Here is a 23635-nt window from a genome sequence, read left to right as displayed (position 1 = left end):
GCCGGGAGCACACTGCGAGCACTCGCACGAGCATCGCCTCGAGGAGGTGTGCAGTGGCCACGACGCCCGCGCCGACCGCCGAGCAGCCGATGGACGACGACGCCCGACGACTCGCCGAACTCGGCTACAAACAGGAGCTGCGCCGCAAGTGGAGCGGCTTCTCCAACTTCGCGATCTCGTTCTCCATCATCTCGATCCTGGCCGGCTGCTTCACCACGTTCGGCCAGGCGTGGAACAACGGCGGCCCGGTGGCCATCTCCTGGGGCTGGCCGCTGATCTCGCTGTTCATCCTGATCATCGGCTTCTGCCTGGCCGAGCTGGTGTCGGCGTACCCGACAGCGGGCGGGATCTACTGGTGGGCGGCGACCATGGGCCGGCCGGTGCACGGCTGGTTCACCGGCTGGCTCAACCTGATCGGGCTGGTCGCGGTGACCGCGTCGGTCGACTACGGCTGCGCCACGTTCCTCAACCTGACGCTGTCGGCGCTGTTCGACGGCTGGGCCGGCACCGGGCACCAGACGTTCGGGCTGTTCGTGGTGATCCTCGCGCTGCACGGGCTGATCAACATCTACGGGCACCGCATCATCGACGTACTCCAGAACGTCTCGGTCTGGTGGCACGTGGCCGGCGCGGCCGCCGTGGTGCTGATCCTGGTCCTGGTCCCGGACAACCACCAGAGCTTCCAGTTCGTGTTCACCGAGCGGTTCAACAACTCCGGCTTCGGTGACGGCGACACCGGCGGGCTGGCGTTCTGGTTCTACGTGCTGCCGCTGGGCTTCCTGCTGACGCAGTACACGATCACCGGCTTCGACGCCTGCGCGCACGTCTCCGAGGAGACCCGCGGCGCGTCCAAGGCCGCCGCGCAGGGGCTCTGGCGGTCGATCTTCTACTCGGCGGTGGGCGGCTGGATCCTGCTGCTGGCGTTCCTGTTCGCGGCCACCGACGTGGACGCGATAAACGAGGCGGGCGGCTTCTCCGGGGCGATCTTCGAGACCGCGCTGACGCCGTTCTTCTTCAAGGCCGTCATCATCATCTCCACCATCGGGCAGTTCTTCTGCGGCATGAGCTGCGTGACGTCGATGTCGCGGATGGCGTACGCGTTCAGCCGCGACCGGGCGGTGCCCGGCTGGCGGCTCTGGTCGAAGGTCGACCGCAACGGCACGCCGGTGAACGCCATCATCGGCGCGACGCTGGCCGGGCTGGTGCTCACGCTGCCCGCGCTCTACCAGCGCGGCGGCATCCCGGTCGCGTTCTACGCGGTGGTGTCGGTGGCGGTGATCGGGCTGTACCTGTCCTTCATCATCCCGATCTTCCTGCGGCTGCGGATGGGCGACCGGTTCACCCCGGGCCCGTGGACGCTCGGCCGCCGCTACAAGCTGCTCGGCTGGATCGCGGTGGTCGAGATCGCCGTCATCTCGATCTACTTCGTGCTGCCGATCGTCCCGGCCGGCGTGCCCGGCAACCCCGACTTCAGCTGGACGGCCGTCAACTACGCGCCGATCGCGATCGGCGGCGTGCTGCTCGGCGTCGCCATCTGGTGGTACGCCTCGGCCCGCAAGTGGTTCACCGGCCCGCGCCGCACCGTCGACCGGGCCGAACCGGAGCCGGAGCCCGCCGAGCCGTCATAGCTGTCGGTGGGTGCTGCCATGATCCGGCGATGGAGACGGAAGCGGTGGTACGCGCGCTGTGGGACCGCATGCAGGCCCGGGACTGGGCCGGCGTCGGCGACCTGCTGGCCGACGACGTGGTGGTGGAGTGGCCGGCCAGCGCCGAGCGGATCGTGGGCCGCGACAACTACGTGAAGATCAACGCCGAGTACCCGGAGGGCTGGTCGATCCGGGTGCTGCGCGTGGTGGCAGCGGGCGACACGGTGGTGTCCGAGGTGGAGGTGCCGCACGAGGGAATGGGCGTACACCGGGTCGCGTCGTTCTGGACCGTGCGCGACGGGCGGATCACCGAGGGCCGGGAGTACTGGACCAGCCTCGGCCAGGACCCGTCCCCGCCGTGGCGGGCCGCCTGGGTCCAGCCCGTGTGACGGCGCGGGCTGTCCGCGTACCCCCGGGTCAGATCGTGAGGCGGCGGTGGGTGAGCGGGAAGCGGAGGATGCGGTCGTCGCCGGCCGCCGGGTTGCCGCGGCCGTCGCGGTTGCTCGTCGCCACCCAGAGCGCGCCGTCCGGCGCGACCTCGACGGTACGCAGGCGGCCGTACGTGCCGACCAGTTCCGCCACCGGTACGCCGACGCGGCCGGCGGCGTCGACTGGCACCGCCCAGAGCCGGGCGCCGCGCAGCGCGGCGACGTAGAGCGTGCCCCGGGCGAACGCTGCGCCGCTCGGGGACGCCTGCGCGGGCGGCCAGACGACGACCGGGTCGCGGAACCGGGCGTCGCCGGCCACGCCCTCCACGATCGGCCAGCCGTAGTTGCCGCCGGGCACGATCCGGTTCACCTCGTCCCAGGTGCTCTGCCCGAACTCGGTGCCGAACAGCCGACCGTGCCGGTCCCAGGCGAGGCCCTGCACGTTGCGGTGGCCGTAGCTGTAGACGAGCGAGCCGGGGAACGGGTTGCCCGCCGGCACGCCGCCGTCCGGGCGGATCCGCAGTATCTTGCCGTTGCGGCTGGTCAGGTCCTGGGCGCGGGCGGCCACCCCGGCGTCGCCGACGCCCGCGTAGAGCATGCCGTCGGGGCCGAACGCGATCCGCCCGCCGGCGTGCACCGAGCTGCGGGCGATGCCGCTGACCAGCACCCGCGGCGCGCGGGACGAGCCCAGGCGGAACCGGACGATCCGCAGGTCGCTCGCGGTGGTGTAGGCGGCGTAGACCCACCGGTCCCGGCGGTACGTGGGGGACACCGCCAGCCCGAGCAGGCCCGTCTCCCCACCGGCGGCCACGTCGGCGATCCGCGCCACCTGGCGGGCCGGGCGTCCGGGGCGTACGCGCAGGATCGTGCCCCGGTCCCGCTGCGCGACCAGGGCGCTGCCGTCGGGCAGGAAGTCCAGGCCCCACGGCGCCTCCAGCCCGGTCGCGACGACCTGGGGGCGGCTCAGGTCGTAGCCGGACCAGCCGGAGCGCCCGTCGAAGCCGGGCAGGCCGAGCGTGACCGGGCGCCGCTGCGTGTCGGCGGTCGCCGGCCGGTCCGGGCCGGCGGCGGATCGCCGGTCGGCGGGACCGCGCTCGGCGTGCGCGTCGGTGGCGGCCGGCACGATCGCGAGGACGGCCGCGACGACCGCGACGGTACGACGGCGCATGTGCGCTCTCCTCGGTTTCGCACCCGGCCCCGCCGGGGCATTGACGGTGATCCGGTTTGCCAGTAGACCTTGGTGATGGAGGCCCCTGATGAAGAGAACGCCGCTCTCGCTGGAACAGTTGCGGGTCGCCGTCGCCGAGGGTGAGATCGACACGGTGGTGCTCGCCCTCACCGACATGCAGGGCCGATTGCAGGGCAAGCGGTTCCACGCGCCCTACTTTCTCGACCAGGTGGTCGCGAACGGCAGCGAGGGCTGCAACTACCTGCTCGCCGTTGACGTCGACATGAACACCGTCGACGGGTACGCGATGTCGAGCTGGGAACGCGGCTACGGCGACTTCGCCATGCGTCCCGACCTGGACACGCTGCGGCGGACGCCCTGGCAGCCCGGCTCCGTGCTGCTGCTGGCCGACCTGGAGTGGCTGGACGGCGCCGGCCCGGTGGTCGCCTCGCCCCGGCAGATCCTGCGCAAGCAGCTCGACCGGCTGGCCGCGCACGGGCTGACCGCGTACGCCGGCACCGAGCTGGAGTTCGTGCTCTACCGCGACTCGTACGAGGAGGCGTGGCGGCGCGGCTACCGCGACCTGACCCCGGCCAACCAGTACAACGTGGACTACTCGCTGCTCGGCACCGCTCGGGTCGAGCCGCTGCTGCGCCGCATCCGCACCGAGATGGCCGGCGCCGGGCTCACCCCGGAGAGCGCGAAGGGCGAGTGCAACCTCGGCCAGCACGAGATCGCCTTCCGGTACGACGAGGCGGTGCGCTGCGCCGACCACCACGTCATCTACAAGAACGGCGCGAAGGAGATCGCCGCCCAGGAGGGCATGGCGATCACGTTCATGGCGAAGCCGAACGAGCGGGAGGGCAACTCCTGCCACATCCACTTCTCGCTGCGCGACGCCTCCGGCTCGTCGGCGATGCTGGGGGACGGGCCGGCGCACCTGAGCGTCACCGGGCAGCGGGTGCTGGCCGGGCTGCTCGCCACCATGCGCGAGTTCAGTCTGTTCTTCGCGCCGAACATCAACTCGTACAAGCGCTACCAGCCCGGCTCGTTCGCGCCGACCGCGTTGCGCTGGGGCACCGACAACCGCACCTGCGCGCTGCGGCTGGTCGGGCACGGGCAGGGGATGCGGGTGGAGAACCGGGTGCCGGGGGCCGACGTCAACCCGTACCTGGCGATCGCCGCGCTGGTGGCCGGGGCGGTGCACGGCATCGAGAACGAGCTGGAGCTGGCCGACGAGTGCACCGGCAACGCGTACGACGACCCGGACGCCGAGCGGGTGCCCACCACGCTGCGTGACGCGCTGGAGCTGTGGCAGCGCTCGGAGGTGGCCCGGGCGGCGTTCGGCGACGAGGTGGCCGATCACTACGCCAACCAGGCGAAGGTCGAGCTGACCGCCTTCGACGCCGCGGTGACGGACTGGGAGCTGACCCGTGGCTTCGAACGCCTCTGAGGTGTCCGCCCCCGCTTTCCGCGCCGATCTTGCAGTTGCGGCCCCCGGTCGGGGTGTTGTGCGGCTTTTGCCGGGGCAGCAACTGCAAGATCGCCGGGGAGAAGGAGGGAGGCGCGGGTGGGTGAGGTGATTTCGCCTGTCGACGGGGCCGGGATCGGGGTTGTTCCGGGGTGCTCCGTCGACGACGTTGATGCCGCTGTCTCGCGGGCTTCCGCGGCGTTCGAGACGTGGCGGCGGGTGGCGCCGGGGGATCGGGGGCGGCTGCTGCGGCGGTTCGCCGCCCAGGTCGACGCGCACCTTGAGGAGCTGGCGCAGCTGGAGGTGCGCAACGCCGGGCACACCATCGGCAACGCGCGCTGGGAGGCGGGCAACGTCCGCGACGTGCTCGACTACTACGCGGGCGCGCCGGAACGGCTGACCGGGCACCAGATCCCGGTGCCCGGCGGGCTCGACGTCACGTTCCACGAGCCGCTGGGCGTGGTCGGCGTGATCGTGCCGTGGAACTTCCCGATGCCGATCGCCGGCTGGGGATTCGCCCCGGCGCTGGCCGCCGGCAACACGGTGGTGCTCAAACCGGCCGAGCTGACCCCGCTGACCGCGCTGCGCCTGGCCGAGCTGGCCCGCGACGCCGGGCTGCCCGAGGGCGTGTTCACAGTGCTGCCCGGCCGGGGCAGCGTGGTCGGCGAGCGGTTCGTCACCCACCCGGCGGTCCGCAAGATCTGCTTCACCGGCTCGACCGAGGTCGGCACCCGGATCATGGCCGGCTGCGCGGACCAGGTGAAACGGGTGACGCTGGAGCTGGGCGGCAAGTCGGCCAACATCGTGTTCGCCGACGCGGACCTGGAGAAGGCGGCGGCCACCGCGCCGTACGCGGTCTTCGACAACGCCGGCCAGGACTGCTGCGCCCGCTCCCGGATCCTGGTCCAGCGCCCGGTGTACGACCGCTTCCTGGAACTGCTCGAACCGGCCGTACGGGCGGTGCGGGTGGAGGACCCGGCCCGGGACACGGCCGAGATGGGCCCGCTGATCTCCGCCGCGCACCGCGACCGGGTCGCCGGGTACGTCGACGGCGCGGACGTGGCCTTCACCGGCTCCTGCCCCGACGGCCCCGGCTTCTGGTACGCCCCGACGGTGCTGCTCGCCGGCTCCCCGGCTGACCGGCACTGGCGGGAGGAGGTCTTCGGCCCGGTCGTCTCGGTGCTGCCGTTCGACGACGAGGCGGACGCGATCCGGCTCGCCAACGACACCGAGTACGGGCTCTCCGGCTCGATCTGGACCCGGGACGTCGGGCGCGCGGTGCGGGTGGCCCGCGCTGTCGAGGCCGGCAACCTCAGCGTCAACTCGCACTCCTCGGTGCGCTACTGGACCCCGTTCGGCGGGATGAAGCGCTCCGGCCTGGGCCGGGAGCTGGGTCCGGACGCGCTGCACGCCTTCACCGACGTCAAGAACGTGTTCATCGGCACCGAGGAGTGATCACAGTGCAGGGACGGCTTTCCGACCGGGTGGCGGTGGTGACCGGCGCGGGCAGCGGCATCGGGCTGGCCACCGTGCGGCGCTTCGCCGCCGAGGGGGCGCGGGTGGTGTGCGTGGACATCGACGCCGACGCCGGCGCCCGGGCCGCGCAGGAGGTGGACGGGGACTTCGTGGCCGCCGACGTGGCCGACGAGACGGCCGTCCGGGACCTGTTCGACGGGGTGGTGCAGCGGCACGGCCGGGTCGACGTGTCGTTCCACAACGCCGGCATCTCGCCGCCGGACGACGACTCCATCCTGGAGACCGGCCTGGACGCCTGGGAACGGGTGCTGCGGGTCAACACCACGAGCGTCTACCTGTGCTGCAAGTACGTCATCCCGCACATGCGCCGGCAGGGCAAGGGCTCGATCATCAACACCGCCTCGTTCGTGGCGCTGATGGGCGCCGCCACGTCGCAGATCGCGTACACGGCGAGCAAGGGCGGGGTGCTGGCGATGACCCGGGAACTGGGCGTGCAGTTCGCCCGCGAGGGCATCCGGGTCAACGCGCTGTGCCCCGGGCCGGTGGCCACGCCGCTGCTGCTGGACCTGTTCGCCAAGGACCCGGAGCGGGCCGCCCGGCGGCTGGTGCACGTGCCGATGGGACGGTTCGGCGATCCGGCCGAGATCGCCGCCGCGGTGGCGTTCCTGGCCAGCGACGACGCCTCGTTCATGACCGCCGCGCAGTTCGTCGTCGACGGCGGGATCACCGGCGCGTACGTCACTCCACTGTGAGCGCGCGAAGGCCGGTCGTCGGCATCACCGCGTACGTCGAGCCGGCCGGCTGGGCGGTGTGGCGGGACGTGCCGGCGACGCTCGTGCCGCACGCGTACGTCCGGTCGGTCACCGCGGCGGGCGGCCGGGCCGTGGTGCTGCCCCCGGACGACGCCGACGCTGACGTGCTGGGGCTGCTGGACGGGCTGCTGCTGGCCGGCGGCGCGGACGTCGGCCCGGAGCGGTACGGCCAGCCGCCGGACCCGCGCACCGAGAGCCGGCCGGAGCGCGACGCCGGGGAGACGACGCTGCTGAGCGCCGCGCTCGCCGCCGACCTGCCCGTGCTGGGCGTGTGCCGGGGGATGCAGCTGCTCGCCGTGGCGTGCGGCGGCGCCCTGCACCAGCACCTGCCGGACGTGGTCGGGCACGACGGGCACCGTCCCGCGCCGGGCGTGTACGGGTCGCATCCGGTGCGCTTCGCCGCCGGCAGCCGGGCCGCCGACGTGATGGCCGGGGTGGACCGGGTCAACTCGTACCACCATCAGGCGGTGGCCGACCCCGGCGGCCTGGCGGTCACCGGCTGGGCCGACGACGGGGTGATCGAGGCGGTGGAGGATCCGGCGCGGCGCTTCGTGCTCGGGGTGCAGTGGCATCCGGAGAACGAGCCGGACCCGCGGCCGGTGGCCGCGTTGGTCCGGGCCGCGATGTCGGCCAGATCACACACCCGCGTTTCGTAGGTCGGGACGGCCGGATCGGCGGCGCCGTCAGCCCCGCCGGGACCGCCCGAGTCGCCCCGGCCCGTCTGTTACGCCAGGATGAGGCGGAGGTAACCAGCGTCGAACGGTGTGGGTGCGTTACGTTGCTCCTTCGCCTGGGTAGTAGGCGGGGCGGTCGGCGGAGTACGCCGACCGTTGTGATCATGGCCGGAGCGGGAGGCTGCATGGGCTCGGCCCTGGGGGGCGGGGACGACGGTCGTTCGTCCCCGGCGGCCGGCGAGGCGTCACTACCGCCGCTGCTGTCCGCGGCGTTCGCCGCAGGCGGCGAGATGGGCGAGCGGTTGCACGGCTTCGACTGGTCCACCACCTCTCTCGGCAGCCCGGAGCGCTGGCCCGCCGCGCTCTCCCACGCGGTCAGCACGATGCTGTCGTCCCGCGCCCAGATCGTCATCTTCTGGGGTGAGGAACACCTCGCCTTCTACAACGACGCCTACCGGCCGACGATCGGCGAGAAGCACCCGGCCGTGATCGCCCGGTCCGCGCGGCGGCACTGGGCGGAAACCTGGGACGTGCTCGGCCCGCTGCTGGACGGGGTGCGCCGCACCGGCGTGGCCTACCGGGGCGAGAACCACCCCTTCGTGATCGACCGGCACGGTTTCCTGGAGGACGTCTACTTCGACATCTCGTACGACCCGATCCGCAGCGCCGACGGCACCGTCGGCGGCGTGTTCTGCTTCGTCAACGAGACCACCGGCCGGGTGCTCGGCGAACGCCGGCTGCGGGCCCTCGCCGAGCTGGGCAACGAGCTGGGTGACGTGCCGGACATGCTGGAACTGGGCCGGGCGGTCACCCGGGTGCTCGACGCCCACCGCGCCGACGTGCCGTTCAGCGCGCTGTGGTTCCCCGACGAGGGCGGCGGTCTCGTCGCGGGCGGCTGTTCGGGCGTGGACCCGGCCACCGTCGCCGGCCTGCCGCCCGGCGTGCCCGAGGGCGAGCCGTTCACCGAGCCGCGCTGGATCGCCACCGCCGAGCTGCCCGGCGCGGTGCCGCCGGACGCCGCCGACGAGGCGCTACTGCTACCGCTGACCGCCACCAACGAGGCGGGCGGGGTGCTGCTGCTCGGCGTGTCCCGCCGGCTGCCGTTCACCGAAGACTACCGCGACTTCGTCGACCTGGTCGCTTCGCAGGTCAGCCGGGCCGTGGGCAAGCAGCGGGCGTACGAGCAGGAACGCGCCCGCGCCGCCGAGCTGGCCGCGCTCGACCGCGCCAAGACCAACTTCTTCGCCAACGTCAGCCACGAGTTCCGCACCCCGCTCACGCTGGTGCTCGGGCCGATCGAGGAGATGCTCGCCGATCGGGACCTGCCGGATCGCTACACCGACCGGCTCACCGTCATGCACCGCAACGGGCTGCGCCTGCTCAAGCTGGTCAACACGGTGCTCGACTTCTCCCGGCTGGAGTCCGGCCGGCTGGCCGCCCGCTACCAGCCCACCGACCTGTCCGACTTCACCTCCCGACTGGCCAGCACGTTCCGCTCGGCCACCGAACGGGCCGGCCTGGACCTGGTGGTGGACTGCCCGCCGCTGCCCGCTCCGGTCTACGTCGACCGGGACATGTGGGAGAAGATCGTCCTCAACCTGGTGTCGAACGCGGTCAAGTTCACCTTCGACGGTGAGATCCGGGTCCGGGTACGCGCCGCCGACGGCGCCGCCGTCCTGGAGGTGAGCGACACCGGCGTCGGCATCGCGCCGGAGGAGCTGCCGCAGGTCTTCGAGCGGTTCCACCGGGTCGCGGGCGCCCGCTCGCGTACCCACGAGGGCACCGGCATCGGCCTGGCCCTGGTCCGCGAGCTGGTCGAGATGCAGGGCGGCACGGTCACCGCGCACAGCGTCGTCGACCGGGGCACCACGTTCACGGTGACCATGCCGTTCGGGTACGCGCACCTGCCCGCCGACCGGGTGTCCGCCCTCTCGCCGGTGCCGCTGGCCGAGCCGGCGCAGGCCCGCCTCTACGTCGCCGAGACGGCGCTCTGGACCGACGAGGTGGCCCGGCCCGTCGGGTTGCCCGAGCCCAACGGCACGCCGGGCGGCGCGGGCCGGATCCTGTTCGCCGACGACAACCCCGACCTGCGCGAGCACGTCGTCCGGCTGCTCTCCCCGGCGTACGAGGTGGTGGCCGTGCCGGACGGCGCGGAGGCGCTGCGGCTGGCCGTCGAGACCCCGTTCGACCTGGTGCTGACGGACGTGATGATGCCCCGGCTGGACGGCTTCGGTCTGGTCGCCGCGCTGCGGGCCAGACCGGGCACCCGGCACGTGCCGATCGTGCTGCTCTCCGCCCGGGCCGGCGCCGCCGAGGAGGTCGCCGGCCTGTCCGCCGGCGCCGACGACTACCTGACCAAGCCCTTCTCCAGCCAGGAACTGGTGGCCCGGGTCCGGGCCAACGTCGAGCTGGGACAGTTGCGCGGGCAGATCATCCGCCGGCTGCGGGCGCTCGCCGACGCCGCCGTGGAGATCAACACTGCCCGGTCCACCGCCGACGTGGTACGGGTGGCCGCCCGGCACGCGCTGCGCCTGGCCGAGGCCGGACGCGTCCGCGTCACCACCACCGGCGCCCGCCACGAGGAGGACGCCGGCGGCGACATGCCCGCCGACCCGTCGGTGGTGCTGCCGCTGACCGGCACGTCCGGCGAGCAGCTCGGCGAGCTGCTGGTGTGGCGGCGCGAGGGCGGCGGCACCGAGCAGGCGGCGCTGACCGAACTGGCCCGGCTGGTCGGCGTACGGCTGGAGAACGCCCAGCTCTACGAGGCCGAGCACCACATCGCCACCACGCTCCAGCACAGCCTGCTGCCGCGTACGCTGCCGCAGCTGCCCGGCGCGGTGGTGGCCAGCCGCTACCTGCCCGGCAGCGCGGGCGTCGAGGTCGGCGGCGACTGGTACGACGTGATGGCCACCGCCGACGACGGCATGGTGCTGGTCATCGGCGACGTGGTGGGCAAGGGCGTGCGGGCCGCCGCCGCGATGGGCCAGCTCCGCAACGCGCTGCGGGCGTACGTGCTGGAGGGCTACGACCCGGGCGAGGCGCTGACCCGGCTCAACCGGCTGGTCCACTCCGCCGGCAGCGGCTCCTTCGCCACCGTCGTCTGCCTCGGCTTCTCCCCGCGCACCGGCCGCATCCGGTACGCCAGCGCGGGTCATCCCTCACCCCTGCTGATCCGAGGAGACGACGTGGCGTTCCTGCACGATCGGGCCCTCGGACCGCCGATCGGGGCGATCCCCGGCACCGTCTACCCGACCGCCGACGGGGAACTGGCCCCCGGCGGGCGGCTGCTGCTCTACACCGACGGCCTGATCGAGGACCGGCTCGTGGGCATCGACGCCGGCCTGGCCCAGTTGCGGGCGGACGCGGCGGCGCGCGGCGGGCACGTGGCGGACCTGGTCGACGCCGTCGTCGAACGGGTCGCCGGGCGGTCCCGGCACGACGACGTGGCGGTGCTCGCGCTGGAGGCGGCCGAACTGAACCGCTTCGCGTTGCGCCTGCCCGCCGACCCGACCCGGCTCAGCGTGCTGCGCAAACGGCTGGAGGACTTCCTCGTCGCCCACCAGGTCGGCGAGACCGACCTGTTCGACCTGACCGTGGCGGTGTCCGAGGCGGCGGCGAACGCGATCGAGCACCCGGTCGACCCGGTGGACCCGACGATCGAGGTCGAGGTGACGATCGCCGACCGTACGGTCACCGCCACCGTCCGGGACAGCGGGCGCTGGCGGGAGTCGAGCGGGTCGAGCTTCCGGGGGCGCGGGCTGGCGCTGATTCAGGCGCTGGGGGAGATGAACGTGACCCGCACCGAGGAGGGCACCGAGCTGACGCTGCGCCGCCGGCTGGCCGACCGGGACTGAAGGCTGTTATCGCGTAAAGCGGGTCAAATGCGGCGAAGTCCTTAGGATCGCCTCATGGGACGTGAGCCGTTACGCCCTCCCCGCGGCAGCGGGAACGACCAGGTAGGCGCGGCGTGGACGGCGATTCGCCGCACCGGCCGGGCGACCGTGGGGGAGCGACTGCGGCGGGTGCGGCTGAGCCTGCTCGTGGCGGTGCAGTGCGGGGTGGCCGCCGCGGTCGCGTGGTGGGTCGCGAAGGATCTGATCCACAACCCGCAACCGCTGTTCGCGCCCGCCGTCGCGGTCGGCACCATCGCCAGCTCGGTGAGCCAGCGCTTCCGCCGCACGCTGCTGCTGATCGCCGGCGTGGCGGTGGGCATCGCGCTGGGCGACCTGCTGGTCTCCTGGGTCGGGCAGGGATACGTACAGATCGGCGTCATCGTCGCCGCCGCGATCCTCGTCGCCGTCCTGTTCAGCGACGAGGGCGCGTTCGTCACCCAGGTCGGCGGCAGCGCGTTGGTGATCGCCGTGCTCTTCCCCGCCCGGACCGACATCGCGCTGCCCCGCTTCCTCGACGGCGTCGTCGGCGGGGTGGTCGGCATCCTGGTGGCGGTCGTGGTGCTGCCCCTGCACCCGATCTACCGGATTCGACGGGCCGGCCGGCCCCTGCTCAACCAGATGTCCGTCGAGCTGGACCGCCTCGCCGACGCGGCCCTGGCCCGGGACGCCGAGCTGGCCCGTCAGGTTCTCGACAGGCTGCGCCGGCTCGACACCTCGGAGGTGGAGGCCGCGCTGTCGGCCGCCGACGAGGTCGTCCGCATCTCGCCGTTACGGTGGCACAACCAGGGTGCGCTGCAGGGATGGCGGCACGGCGCCATCCTCATGATCCGGTCCCTGCTGCACAGCCGCGACGTCGCGCTCAACCTCGAACGCGCGATCCGTGACGACGAGCCCGTTCCGCCCTCGCTCGCCGAGGCCGTGCGGTGCCTGGCCGACGCCGCGCGTACCGTCGCCACGGGCTGGTCCACGTCCGCCAGCCGGCCCTCCCGCTCCCAGCGGGCCGCGATGTCGGCCCTCCGCCTGGCTCAGGAGGCGTTGCGCAGCGGCCTGCGGGTCAGCGGCATCAACGTGGCGAACGAACTCACCATCATCGCGGTGAACACGATCCGGGCGAGCGGGGTGCGTAAGCGCGACGCCGAATCGCTGCGTCGTGATCTCGCCCCGGACACCGCGGGGGAGACGGGAGAGTGGCGCCCCGCGTCGGATCCCGGGCGGCCGGAACCGGGGCGGGGTCTGCCTCCCGGGACGGGAGAGGCCTCCTAGCCGGAGGGCGCCCCGGGCCGGTCAGGAGGGGGCGAGCCAGTCCTGGTCGCCCAGGCCGGAGATGTCCAGCACGCGCCGGACCTGCGGGGACGGCAGCACGGTGAGCGCGTTCGGGAACCGCTGGGCGAGCCGCACCACCGCGTGGATGGCGGCCGAGTCGAAGAAGGTGACCGCCCGCAGGTCGAGAGTGAGCCGCTTGGCGGGCTCGCGGAGCGCGGTCTGGAACATCGTGTCGGCGGTCGCCATGTCGACCTCGCCGGTCACCTGGACGTGCAGTTGGTCGCCGTCGGCCTGCGCCGTCACGGAGAAGACGGGCGCCGCGCCCCCTTGATCCACGGAGCAACAATGGCACAGCGTTTGCGGCACGGCAACAACCTGCCGGGCAGGGCTGTGGCGGGGGGCACACCGGTCCCGGCGATAGGCTTGCGTCATGACCGTCCGTGCGCCGCTGACCCCCGGCACGCTCTCCCCGTGGCGAGCGGTCCCCGCCCACATCCCACGCCCGGAGTACGTGGGTAAGAAGCGTCCGCAGGAGTGGCGTGGCTCGCACGTGCAGACGCCGGAGACGATCGAGAAGATGCGCGTGGCGGGGCGTCTCGCCGCCCAGGCCACCCAGCTCGCCGGCGAGCACTGCAAGCCCGGTGTGACCACCGACGAGATCGACAGGGTGGTGCACGAGTTCCTCTGCGACCACGGCGCCTACCCGTCGACGCTCGGCTACCGGGGCTTCCCCAAGTCGTGCTGCACCAGCCTCAACGAGGTGATCTGCCACGGCATCCCCGACACCACAGTGCTCCAGGACGGCGACATCATCAACGTCGACGTCACCGCGTACCTGAACGGCGTGCACGGCGACACCGACGCGACGTTCTGCGTGGGCGAGGTGAGCGAGGAGGCCCGCCTGCTGGTCGAGCGGACCCACACGGCGATGATGCGGGGCATCAAGGCCATCGCGCCGGGCCGCCAGATCAACGTCATCGGCCGGGTGATCGAGTCGTACGCGAAGCGCTTCGGCTACGGCGTGGTCCGCGACTTCACCGGGCACGGCATCGGCGAGGCGTTCCACAGTGGCCTCTACGTGCCGCACTACGACAGCCCGCGCCCCACCGACGTGATGGAGCCCGGCATGACGTTCACCGTCGAGCCGATGATCACGCTCGGCACCTACCAGTACGACATGTGGGACGACGGCTGGACGGTGGTCACCAAGGACCGACGGTGGACGGCCCAGTTCGAGCACACCATCGTCGTGACCGACGACGGCTACGAGATCCTGACGCTGCCGTGACCGACACCCCGGCAGCGCTGCGCGAGGCGCACCACGCGGACGTCTCCGGCGGCTGGCTGCGTCCGGCCGTCTTCGGCGCGATGGACGGACTGGTCACCAACATCGCGCTGATCGCCGGTGTGGGCGGCGGCGGGGTGTCCCCGCGCAGCGTGGTGCTCACCGGCACGGCCGGCCTGGTGGCCGGCGCCATCTCCATGGGCCTCGGCGAGTACACGAGCGTCCGGTCCGCGAACGAGCAGGTCGCGGCCGAGGTGGCCAAGGAGCGGCGCGAGCTGGAACGCCACCCCGAGGCCGAGGCCCGGGAACTGGCCGACGCCTGGGTCGCCCGTGGACTGTCCCGCGAGCTGGCGACGCAGGTCGCCGAGGCGGTACGCGCCAACCCCGAGGAGGCGCTGCGGGTGCACGTGCGGGAGGAGCTCGGCGTCGACCCCGACGACCAGCCCAGCCCGTGGGCCGCCGCGATCTCGTCGTTCATCTGCTTCTCCATCGGCGCGCTGGTGCCGCTGCTGCCGTACCTGCTCGGCTTCACCAGCCTCTGGCTGGCGCTCGCCGTCGGCGGCGTGGGTCTCTTCGTCGCCGGTGCGATCGTGGCCCGGTTCACCAACCGCGCCTGGTGGCGTGCCGGTCTGCGGCAGCTGCTGCTCGGCGCGCTGGCGGCCGGGGCGACCTACCTGATCGGCGCGCTGATCGGCGTCGGCGGCGGCATCGGCTGAGGCTGAGCCACCCCGGCCGTCAGCCGGACAGCAGGTCGTCGATGGTGCCGTCGACCGGCCGCCCCCGGGCGGCCAGCTCCTCGGCCTGGCGGGTCAGCGCCGCGCCCACCTCGGTCATGTCCGCCCCGGCCAGCCCGGTACGCCGCACCGCGTCCCCCGGGTCGCGGAAGTAGGTGCGGCTGAACAGCCCCTGCACCGTCGCGGCGGCCAGCCGCGCCTCGCCGAGCATGAGCAGCGCCTGGTCCGTCTCGTACCACTCGGCCAACCGCAACGCCCGGGCGTGCGCCGCGCTGCCCCGGTACCACGCCTGCCGGGCCGCGCCGGTGAACTCGGCGGGCCGGGCACGGGCAAGCCGCGCCAGGTGCTCGTCGCGCAGCACCCGCAGCCAGCCGGCCGGGTCGTGCAGCGCGCGGGTCGTGACGTACCGGTCGGCGACCAGTGGCCAACGGGACGTGATCGTCCGGGCCCGGCGCAGGTAGTCGTCCGCCCCCGACACGGTCAGGTCGACGAGCACCCCGTCCACCCGCCGCGTGGCCGGCGGCGGCCCGGTGTCCGGACGGTAGGTGGCGACGAGCAACCCGACCTCGCGGTCACCGCCGCCGTCGTCGTCGCCGTGCGCCAGCGGACCGTGTACGGCGACCGCCAGCACGTCGGCCGGGAACCGCCGTCGGACGGCGTCACCGACCCGCTCGGCCACCTGCCACCGCGGGTCGTCCAGACGCTGCTCGGCGTTCACGTCGACAGCCACGGTCCACCTCCGTCCGAGCGCTCGCCTGCGGCAACCCTAGCCAGATCGGGGCGGGCGGCCTCGGCGGCGCGGATGTCGGATTGTGCGAGGCTGCGGCGGCGCGGCTGCGGCGAGGCCGCTCAGGCGTTCGGGACCAGCCGGAACACGCGGATCTCGCGGCCACCGGCGCGCTCGACGTACGTGCGGTACGCGGGCCACTCCTGCACCAGCCGCTGGAACAGCCGTTCCCGGTCCTCGCCGGTGACCTGCTGGGCGGTGACCGGGATCCGGCATCCCTTGACGTCCACCTCGGCGGCCGGGTTGGCCAGCAGGTTGAACGTCCAGGACGGCTGGTGCTGCTGCCCCCAGTTCGAGCCGATCACCACGTAGGCGTCGCCGTCGGGCACGTACACCAGGGGGTTGCTGCGGGGCTTGCCGGAGCGGCGGCCGGTGGAGGTGAGCACCAGCGTGGGCACGAGCCCGAAGGCGACCACGCGCCCTTTCGTCATTCGGCCCACGAGCCGGTCGGCCGGTACGAGCAGGCGCATGGTGGCGCCGAACCAACGCTGGTGACCGAGACGTCGGGTGAGGGTTCCCAGGGCTGACATCCGACAAGTGTGCCGCCCACACCGCGCCCCGTCACCCCCTCGGACGGTCAGTCCGCCCCAAGGTCGACTCCATCTCCCCGAAGTGGTGGCATCCACCCCGCCGCGATGCCGCCACTCCGGGGAAATGGTGTCGATCATGGCCGGAGTGGCGAGCATGGCCGGCTCAGTCGAGGCGGCGTTCGATCGGCAGGCGGGACCGGGTGAACAGCGCCGCGCCGCCCATCGCCACCAGCGGCACCACGACCAGCACGGCGAGCGTCACGCCGGGCACCGTCACCGGGTACGGCGGCTCCGCCGGCCAGGAGTTCGCGTACCGCTGGTTGAGCGCCGCCAGCACGACCACGGCGGAGCCGAGCCCGGCGAGGATGCCCAGCGCGGAGCCGAGCACCGCGATGACCCCGGCCTGACAGAGCGACAGCAGGCGGCGTACCCGGGGATCGGCGCCGACCGCCGCGAGCGTGGACAGGTCCCGGCGGCCCTCGGCGGCGGCGAGGCCGGTGGCGACCGCGGCGGCGCCGAGCGTGATCACGCCGGACGCGACGGCCAGCAGGAGCAGCATCGGCCGCTGGTCCGACGGCGGGTCGGCGCTCGCCACCTGCGCCGACATCGGGCTGATGTCGTACAGCTCGTCGGTCAGCAGCTCGACCTGCCGGTCGGTCGGCGAGGCGGCGGTGTCCAGCAGGTAGCCCAGCGGCACGGCGGTCAGGCCGAGCGCTTTCGCGGCGGCGGGGGAGAGCACCAGCCGGTCCACCGGGAGACCGCCGCGCAGCACGTACGCGGGCAGGAAGCGCCCTGTCGGCGCGATGTCGGAGCTGTAGTTGACCTCTATCCGGACCTGCCCGTCCACGACGCGGCGGGGATCGGTGACCACCACGCCTCCGGCGGCGAGCACACGGCGCGCGGCAGCCAGCTCGCCGGCGGGCGCTCCGGTGAGCGCGGGCAGCGCCGCGCCGTCGTCCACGAGCGTCGGCAGGTACACGTCGACCGGCTCCTGGTAGGACACGCAGCGGGGATCGTTGCGGGCCGAGGCGCGGTCCGGGTCCGACTCCTCGTAGGGGCAGAGATGCTCCGGCGGCATGATCGCGGCCGGAACGCAGTCGTGCTTGTCCGAGGGACCGGCGCAGCCGGGGACGGCGACGGGCGCCACAGTGGCGTCGGGCAGGACCGTGCGGGCCCGGACGGCGACCGCGTCGGCCGACGGCGGGGCCGCCGGTATGTCGCCGGAGTGGACGAGCAGCACGTTCCCCGGCGGCAGGCCGGGTTGCCACAGCTCCCGCGCGCGCGTGTCGTCGCTCGCCACGTAGACGCCGAGCGCGACGCTGCCGGCGACCGCGGCCATCACCGCCGAGATGGCCGGGGCGGCCGACGAGCGGTTGCGGCTGGCGTCGCGCAGCGCGAGCCGAGGGGTCAGCGGCAGCAGCCGCCCGGCCCGGCCCAGCGCGCCGACGAGCGCCGGGGTGCAGAACACCAGCCCCAGTTCGCCCAGGGCGACGCCGGCCAGCACGCCGGTCTGCGAGGTGCGGCCGGCGGCGAACGCGGCGATGGCGGTCCCGGCGACGGTGAGCGCCGCCCCGATCAGCAGCCAGCGGCGGCGGGGCCGGGTCGCGTCCCGCCGGCCGGCCAGGCCGGTCACCACGTCCTGGCGGGACGCCGTCCAGGCCGGAGCGACCGCCGCCAGGACCCCGGCCAGCACCGCCGTCGCGGCGATCGCCAGGAGCGCGGCCGGGAAGATCCGGTACGCCCCGAGCCGCTCCCCGAGCAGGTACTGCTCGACCAGCGGACGGCCGGCGAACGCGGCGCCGATGCCCAGCACCAGGCCGAGGGCGGCACCGCCGGCGCCGAGCACCACCCCGTCGGCGAGCACGATCCGGCGCAGGTGAGTGGCGTCGCCGCCGGCCACCGCGACGAGTGCGAGGTCCCGCCGCCGGCGGCGGACGCTCACCGCGAAGGCCGGCCCGACCAGCAGCACCACCTCCAGCAGGCCCAGCCCGCCGATCAGGCCCACAGTGCCGGCCTCCTCCGCGTCCGGCACCGACATGCCGTGGGGAAGCTCCTCGCGGCCGGGCAGCGGATCGCGGGAGACGACCTGGACGCCCTGCCCGTTCAGCCGGTCGACGAGCGCGCGGTCCAGCGGGCCGGGCAGGTCCACCAGCCAGGTGTCGCTGCCGTACGGCACCTCCGGCACCACCCCGGCCAGCGTGACCACCTCGCGGAGGTTGTCCGGGTACTCGACCACCCCGACCACCCGGTACGTGGCGCCGTCGGTGGTGCGGACCGGGTCGCCGACGCGGGTGTCCAGCCGGCTCAGCGCCGCCGGGCTGACCGCGATCTCGTCGGGGCGCACCGGCGGCCGGCCGTCACGCACCCGGGCCAGCGGCCGGGCGAGCGGGTCGGTCAGGTCGACGGCGCGCGCGTCGAACGACTCGACGCGCCTGTCGATCCGGGTCGAGAACGTCAGCCACCACCGGACCCGGGTCAGCCGGCTGCCCTCGGGCAGCAGCGCGCGTACCTCACCGGCGGTCGGGGGACGGCTCCGGCCGACCCATTCGCCCTGGACCGGCCAGGCGCTCTCGCCCCAGGCGTCCTGCGTCACCGGCGTCAGGCTCTCCCACTGCAACGCCACGTCGGCGCCGCCGAGGCGCCGGTCGATGCGCTCGGCCCGGGTCAGGTCGCCCATGTCGTAGCTGACCGCGGCGAAGCTCAGCCCGAACACCGGCAGCGCGATCATCACCAGCACCAGCAGCGTGCGCCGCCGCGAGCGCCGGGCCTCCCGCTGGGCGATCCGCAGCGCGGTCCGCCACGATCCGCGTGCGGCGGCGAGGCGGCCGCCGATCACCGGCCGCTGCCGCTGAGCAGGTGCTCCACGCCGATCAGCGGGGCGGTCGAGTCGACCATCACCCCGTCGCGGAGGAAGACCACGCGGTCCGCCCAGCCGGCGTGCCGGGCCTCGTGGGTGACCAGCACCCCGGCCGCGCCCGCGTCCACCCGGCGGCGCAGCAGGTGCAGCACCGCCTCGCCGGACTGGGAGTCCAGCGCGCCGGTCGGCTCGTCGGCGAGGACCAGCCGGCGTTCGCCGACGAGCGCCCGGGCGATCGCCACCCGCTGCTGCTGGCCGCCGGACATCTGGTCCGGGAAGCGGTCGGCCAGCTCGGCCACGTCCACCTCGCGCAGCGCCGTCAGGGCGAGCTGGCGGGCCGCCCGTACGCCGGTGCCGTCCAGTTCCAGCGGCAGCGCCACGTTCTCCACGGCGGTCAGGCTGCCGAGCAGGTTCAGGTCCTGGAAGACGTACCCGATCCGGCGGCGGCGCAGCCGGGCCAGCTCGCGGGCGGACAGCCCGCCGAGCGGCTCGCCCTCGACCACCACCTCGCCGCTGCTGGGCCGGTCCAGGCCGCCGGCCAGCGCCAGCAACGTGGACTTGCCGGACCCGGAGGGGCCCATCACCGCCACCAGCTCACCGGCGCGGACGGTCAGGCTCACGCCCCGCAGCGCGTGCACCGCCGCCTCGCCGGCACCGTGGATCCGGCGTACGTCCCGCAGTTCCAGCACCCCGTCGATCGGGTCCATCAGCGCCTCCCGTGCCGGGTCACCGGCGGGCTTCGTCGCCGGCCCGGTCCACCGCCTCGGGGTGGTCGACCGCCCGCAGCGGCGCCGGGCGGTGCCGAACCAGGCTGGTCTCGCAGTGGTCGAGCCACCGCACCTCGGCCTCGGTCTGGAAAATCATCGCGTCCAGAACCAGCCGCCAGGGTAGATCCTCCGGCTTGTCGCTCGTGTACTTCAACCGGGTGAACTCCTGAAGCGCGCGCATGGTGGCGGTGCGCTGGGTCTGCACCACCGCCTGCACGTCGACGCCCGGGGTGGTCAGCGCCAGCGCCAGCTTGATCGACAGCTCGTCGCGGGGCCGGTCGGCGCGGCTGATCGGGGTGGCGAACCACATCGCCAGGTCCGCGCGGCCGGCGTCGGTGATCTCGTACGGCCGCTGCCCGCTCTCGTTCTCCGGCAGCGGGCGCACCAGTCCGTCGCGTTCCAGCCGGGCCAGCGTCGTGTAGACCTGCCCGATGTTCAGCGGCCAGGTCGACCCGGTGGACTCCTCGAACGCGGCACGGAGCTGATAGCCGTACATCTGGCCGCGTTCGAGCAGGGCGAGCAGGCCGTGACGGATGGACATGACCGCGAGTATGCATACCTGGTATGCGCAACGCAACCGGAGGGTTCCGCCGGGTGACCGGCGCCGCGCTCAGGCGGGGCGGCCCGGGAACGGAACGGTGACCGGCGTCACGCCCGCCGTACGCCGCCATCGGGTGGCCCGCAGCGCGCAGTCGGTGAGCGCGGCGAGCGCCGTGTTCCGCTCCGCGCCGCCGGTGTGCGCGAGCGCGGCCCGCCAGTGCCCGGCGGTCCGCTCCTCGATCTCCACCGCCAGCCGCAGCGCCCCCGCCCGGTCGGTGACCGGATAGGGCAGCGCGTACCCGGCCCGGTCCGCGGGGACCTGACCGGAGCCCTCGGCGAGTTGCAGCAGCAGCGCGTCCCGGCGGGACCGGTGGGCCGCCTCGGCGGCCCGGGCCGCCGTCCGCGCCGCGCCGGTGAGGTGCACGCCAATCACCCCGTACGCCCAGATCGCCGCGTACTCGGCGGCGAGCGCGTCGGCGAGGGCCTGGGCCGGGCTCGGACTCTTGCTCGGGTTCACTTGAGAGCCTCCACGTGGGTCGCCCGCGCGGCGGCGATCGAGCCGAGCAGCGCGGCCCGCTCGGCCGGCGCCTCGGCGCAGGCCTTCGCCGCGTTGGTCCGGCCCTCCTGCTCGGCCTGACGCAGCTCGGTGAGCACCGCGTCCGGCGCGCCTGCCGTGGTCGGTGCGCCGGACGCCGGCGTACCGGAGGGAGCGGGCCGGCCGATGACCCGGCGTAGCTCCTCGGCGTGCGCCTTGTGCGCGTCGGCGATCGGGGTGAGCCGTCCGGCGAGTGCCGGATCGGCGGTGGCGGCGGCCCGGTAGCGGGCCTCCAGCGCCAGCGCCTCGGCGGCCAGCGGCTCCAGCGCGTCCGGCGCCGGTGGCCCGTCGTCACGGTCGAAAAGATCACAACCGGTCAGCGGCGCGGTCGCGCCGCCGAGCGCCACGAGCCCTCCGGCGCGCAGCAGCCAGCGCCGGGAATGCCCCGCTCTGACCTGGTCGGATGGTGTTCTGCCGGTCCCCACCTGACAGAGTCAACACCATCCGTGCCGCCTCATGGGGCAGGGTCTCGGTGCGCCGCCGGGTCCGTCGGCGGCCGTAAGCGTTACGCTCTGCGCAACCACCGGGCGCGGACGCCCCGGTGGCGTGCCGGTATGGCGAGCCGACCGCTCGCACCGGCCCGGGACAACACGGCCCGCGGGTCGTGGCAACAGCAGGAGAGGTGCGCGGAATGACGCAGCGTGGCCGTGCCACCCGGTCGACGGGGCCCGCCGGGCGGCCCCGCCGGTCCGACGGCCCCCGCGGCGCGGACCGCAGCGGCGCACCCCGCGGCGATCTGAACGCGCGCCGCAACCGGCTGCGCGAGGTGATCGAACCGGTCGTCACCGCGGCCGGCTACGACCTGGAGGACCTCTCCGTCTCCCGCGCCGGGCGGCGGCACGTGGTCCGGGTGATCGTGGACGCCGACGGCGGGATCAACCTGGACGCCGTGGCGGACATCTCCCGCGCGGTCTCGGCGGCCCTGGACGCGGCGGAGGAGTCCGGCGGCGACATCGTGGCCGGCGAGTACCAGCTGGAGGTCAGCTCGCCCGGCGTGGACCGCCCGCTCACCCTGCCCCGGCACTGGCGGCGCAACGTCGGACGGCTGGTCAAGGTCACCGTCCGCGGCGACGCCGGGGACCGTCAGCTCACCGGCCGGATCACGGCCGCCGACGACGAGCGCGTGGAGCTGGAGACCGACGCCGGCGCCGCCGCGCACCCGTACGCCGAACTCGGGCCCGGCCGGGTCCAGGTGGAGTTCAGCCGCCTGGACGACCTGGCCGACGAGGACCTCGGCGACGACACCGACACCGACGACGACGAAGATCTGGAGGACGAGGAGAGGTGAACATCGACCTCGCGGCGCTGCGCGCCCTGGAGCGCGAGCGGGAGATCCCGTTCGACACGATCCTCGCGGCGATCGAGACCGCGCTGCTGACCGCCTACCGGCACACCGAAGGCGCCGAGTCGCACGCCAGGGTGGAGATCGACCGCAAGAGCGGGGCCGCCTCGGTCTTCGCGCAGGAGCTCGACGCCGACGGCACCGTCACCCGGGAGTGGGACGACACCCCGCACGACTTCGGGCGGATCGCCGCCATGACCGCCAAGCAGGTGATCCTCCAGCGGCTGCGGGAGGCCACCGACGAGGTGCACTTCGGCGAGTACGTGGGCCGCGACGGCGACCTGGTCACCGGTGTGGTGCAGGCGCACGAGACCCGCCGGGAGAAGGGCATCGTCAGCGTCGACCTGGGCAAGCTGGAGGGCGTCCTGCCGCAGTCCGAGCAGGTCCCCGGCGAGCGGTACGAGCACGGCGAGCGGATCCGCTGCGTCGTGGTGCACGTCGCCAAGGGCATGCGCGGCCCGCAGATCACGCTGTCCCGGTCGCATCCCGGGCTGGTGAAGAAGCTGTTCGCGCTCGAGGTGCCGGAGATCGCCGACGGCACCGTGGAGATCGGCGCCATCGCCCGTGAGGCAGGTCACCGTACGAAGATCGCGGTCCGCTCGACCACGCCCGGCGTGAACGCCAAGGGCGCCTGCATCGGCCCGATGGGGCAGCGGGTCCGCGCGGTCATGAGCGAGCTGCACGGCGAAAAGATCGACATCATCGACTGGTCGGACGACCCGGCGACGTTCGTCGGCAACGCGTTGTCGCCGGCCAAGGCGCTGCGGGTCGAGGTGGTCGACCTGGCCACCCGTACCGCCCGGGTGACGGTCCCGGACTTCCAGCTCTCGCTCGCGATCGGCCGGGAGGGGCAGAACGCCCGCCTGGCGGCCCGGCTGACCGGTTGGCGCATCGACATCCGGTCCGACGCGGAGACCGCCGCGCCGCAGGGACGGGGCGGAGCTGATCACGTCCCGGAGCCGGGCGGCGCGATCTCGAGCAGCTAGGGGTAGACTTCCTCAGTGGCACGACGCGCGCTGCCGGAGCGCACCTGTGTGGGCTGCCGGAAACGGGCGTCGGCCAGCGAGTTGTTGCGGATCGTCGCGATCGGCGACGAGACTGGTCACACCAGCCTCAGGCCCGATCCGGGCCGCAGACTGCCGGGTCGGGGAGCGAACATGCATCCTGATCCGGCCTGCTTCGCGCAGGCGGTGCGGCGTCGCGCCTTCGGGCGGGCACTGCGCCTCACCGAGGTTCCTGACCTCGGTGCGCTTGCGGAGCACGTCGACGCGCAACCCCCGACGACCGGTCAAGCCCGACCGGTCGAGGGTCGCTAGCAAGGTAGGACGACCGACATGAGCACACGATGAAGTCCCTGAAATGACCAG

General features: G+C 73.7%; 21 protein-coding genes and 1 pseudogene. 13 read left to right on the top strand and 9 right to left on the bottom strand.

What is annotated here, in order from left to right; genetic code table 11:
- Nucleotides 1-53 precede the first annotated feature (53 nt).
- Both ACSDG8_RS10165 and ACSDG8_RS10160 read left to right on the top strand, forming a co-directional pair.
- Nucleotides 54-1628, top strand: coding sequence for an amino acid permease (locus ACSDG8_RS10165; protein WP_210893289.1), 1575 nt, complete (start codon nucleotides 54-56; stop codon nucleotides 1626-1628).
- Nucleotides 1629-1657: 29 nt separating this feature from the next.
- Complete coding sequence (locus tag ACSDG8_RS10160) at nucleotides 1658-2035, top strand: nuclear transport factor 2 family protein (protein ID WP_210893287.1); 378 nt, start codon at nucleotides 1658-1660, stop codon at nucleotides 2033-2035.
- Between the two features lie 28 nt (nucleotides 2036-2063).
- On the opposite strand, the gene ACSDG8_RS10155 is transcribed toward ACSDG8_RS10160, so the two are convergent.
- Nucleotides 2064-3242: a PQQ-dependent sugar dehydrogenase gene (locus ACSDG8_RS10155; protein ID WP_210893284.1), complete on the bottom strand. Its 1179-nt coding sequence runs from the start codon at nucleotides 3240-3242 to the stop codon at nucleotides 2064-2066.
- 88 nt (nucleotides 3243-3330) lie between these two features.
- Between ACSDG8_RS10155 and ACSDG8_RS10150 the strand changes: the two genes are divergently transcribed.
- The 6 genes from ACSDG8_RS10150 to ACSDG8_RS10125 all read left to right on the top strand — a co-directional run bounded on the left by ACSDG8_RS10150 (nucleotide 3331) and on the right by ACSDG8_RS10125 (nucleotide 12831).
- Nucleotides 3331-4695, top strand: a complete 1365-nt coding sequence (locus ACSDG8_RS10150) for a glutamine synthetase family protein (RefSeq protein WP_282100745.1) — start codon at nucleotides 3331-3333, stop codon at nucleotides 4693-4695.
- A gap of 117 nt (nucleotides 4696-4812) precedes the next feature.
- Complete coding sequence (locus ACSDG8_RS10145) at nucleotides 4813-6168, top strand: aldehyde dehydrogenase family protein (RefSeq protein WP_210893282.1); 1356 nt, start codon at nucleotides 4813-4815, stop codon at nucleotides 6166-6168.
- Between the two features lie 5 nt (nucleotides 6169-6173).
- On the top strand, nucleotides 6174-6941 hold the full coding sequence (locus tag ACSDG8_RS10140) for a 3-oxoacyl-ACP reductase (RefSeq protein WP_210893280.1): 768 nt from the start codon (nucleotides 6174-6176) through the stop codon (nucleotides 6939-6941).
- On the top strand, nucleotides 6938-7657 hold the full coding sequence (locus tag ACSDG8_RS10135; RefSeq protein ID WP_210893279.1) for a gamma-glutamyl-gamma-aminobutyrate hydrolase family protein: 720 nt from the start codon (nucleotides 6938-6940) through the stop codon (nucleotides 7655-7657). Before ACSDG8_RS10140 ends, ACSDG8_RS10135 begins: the two co-directional genes overlap by 4 nt.
- A 203-nt stretch (nucleotides 7658-7860) precedes the next feature.
- Nucleotides 7861-11529: a SpoIIE family protein phosphatase gene (locus ACSDG8_RS10130; protein ID WP_439427836.1), complete on the top strand. Its 3669-nt coding sequence runs from the start codon at nucleotides 7861-7863 to the stop codon at nucleotides 11527-11529.
- A gap of 54 nt (nucleotides 11530-11583) precedes the next feature.
- A complete protein-coding gene (locus ACSDG8_RS10125; RefSeq protein WP_210893275.1) occupies nucleotides 11584-12831 on the top strand; it encodes an FUSC family protein in 1248 nt (415 codons plus the stop codon).
- A 21-nt stretch (nucleotides 12832-12852) separates the two neighbouring features.
- On the opposite strand, the gene ACSDG8_RS10120 is transcribed toward ACSDG8_RS10125, so the two are convergent.
- Nucleotides 12853-13167, bottom strand: a complete 315-nt coding sequence (locus ACSDG8_RS10120) for an STAS domain-containing protein (RefSeq protein WP_307856197.1) — start codon at nucleotides 13165-13167, stop codon at nucleotides 12853-12855.
- A gap of 94 nt (nucleotides 13168-13261) precedes the next feature.
- Between ACSDG8_RS10120 and map the strand changes: the two genes are divergently transcribed.
- Together map and ACSDG8_RS10110 are read left to right on the top strand one after the other, a co-directional pair.
- On the top strand, nucleotides 13262-14119 hold the full coding sequence (map, locus tag ACSDG8_RS10115) for a type I methionyl aminopeptidase (RefSeq protein WP_030269849.1): 858 nt from the start codon (nucleotides 13262-13264) through the stop codon (nucleotides 14117-14119).
- Complete coding sequence (locus tag ACSDG8_RS10110; RefSeq protein WP_210893271.1) at nucleotides 14116-14832, top strand: VIT1/CCC1 transporter family protein; 717 nt, start codon at nucleotides 14116-14118, stop codon at nucleotides 14830-14832. Before map ends, ACSDG8_RS10110 begins: the two co-directional genes overlap by 4 nt.
- A 19-nt stretch (nucleotides 14833-14851) precedes the next feature.
- Here ACSDG8_RS10110 and ACSDG8_RS10105 read toward each other — a convergent pair whose 3' ends face one another.
- The 7 genes from ACSDG8_RS10105 to ACSDG8_RS10075 form a co-directional block, all read right to left on the bottom strand.
- Nucleotides 14852-15580, bottom strand: coding sequence for a nucleotidyltransferase domain-containing protein (locus tag ACSDG8_RS10105; RefSeq protein WP_210893269.1), 729 nt, complete (start codon nucleotides 15578-15580; stop codon nucleotides 14852-14854).
- 119 nt (nucleotides 15581-15699) lie between these two features.
- Nucleotides 15700-16167: a nitroreductase family deazaflavin-dependent oxidoreductase gene (locus ACSDG8_RS10100; RefSeq protein ID WP_210893267.1), complete on the bottom strand. Its 468-nt coding sequence runs from the start codon at nucleotides 16165-16167 to the stop codon at nucleotides 15700-15702.
- A gap of 163 nt (nucleotides 16168-16330) precedes the next feature.
- Nucleotides 16331-19003 (bottom strand): FtsX-like permease family protein, encoded by a 2673-nt coding sequence (locus tag ACSDG8_RS10095; protein WP_210893265.1) that lies wholly within the window; start codon nucleotides 19001-19003, stop codon nucleotides 16331-16333.
- On the bottom strand, nucleotides 19000-19731 hold the full coding sequence (locus tag ACSDG8_RS10090; protein ID WP_210893263.1) for an ABC transporter ATP-binding protein: 732 nt from the start codon (nucleotides 19729-19731) through the stop codon (nucleotides 19000-19002). The genes ACSDG8_RS10095 and ACSDG8_RS10090 overlap by 4 nt, the downstream gene beginning before the upstream one ends.
- Nucleotides 19732-19750: 19 nt before the next feature.
- Entirely contained in the window at nucleotides 19751-20332 is a 582-nt protein-coding gene (locus ACSDG8_RS10085; protein WP_073830288.1) for a PadR family transcriptional regulator, read from the bottom strand.
- Nucleotides 20333-20401: 69 nt separating this feature from the next.
- A complete protein-coding gene (locus tag ACSDG8_RS10080; protein ID WP_210893261.1) occupies nucleotides 20402-20848 on the bottom strand; it encodes a ferritin-like domain-containing protein in 447 nt (148 codons plus the stop codon).
- Entirely contained in the window at nucleotides 20845-21351 is a 507-nt protein-coding gene (locus ACSDG8_RS10075; RefSeq protein ID WP_374223523.1) for a hypothetical protein, read from the bottom strand. The genes ACSDG8_RS10080 and ACSDG8_RS10075 overlap by 4 nt, the downstream gene beginning before the upstream one ends.
- Before the next feature lie 206 nt (nucleotides 21352-21557).
- On the opposite strand from ACSDG8_RS10075, the gene rimP reads away from it, so the two are divergent.
- From rimP to ACSDG8_RS10060, 3 genes and pseudogenes are all read left to right on the top strand, one after another.
- A complete protein-coding gene (rimP, locus tag ACSDG8_RS10070) occupies nucleotides 21558-22214 on the top strand; it encodes a ribosome maturation factor RimP (RefSeq protein WP_184683177.1) in 657 nt (218 codons plus the stop codon).
- Nucleotides 22211-23254 (top strand): transcription termination factor NusA, encoded by a 1044-nt coding sequence (gene nusA / locus ACSDG8_RS10065; protein WP_116504780.1) that lies wholly within the window; start codon nucleotides 22211-22213, stop codon nucleotides 23252-23254. Before rimP ends, nusA begins: the two co-directional genes overlap by 4 nt.
- 15 nt (nucleotides 23255-23269) lie before the next feature.
- Nucleotides 23270-23606 (top strand): annotated as a pseudogene (locus ACSDG8_RS10060) (YlxR family protein).
- Nucleotides 23607-23635: the final 29 nt, after the last annotated feature.

The organism is Micromonospora sp. LA-10 (assembly GCF_051853095.1).
GTDB lineage: Bacteria > Actinomycetota > Actinomycetes > Mycobacteriales > Micromonosporaceae > Micromonospora > Micromonospora echinospora_A.
The sequence above is the reverse complement of the archived record's forward strand: the minus strand, read 5'-3'. Positions and strand labels throughout refer to the sequence as shown.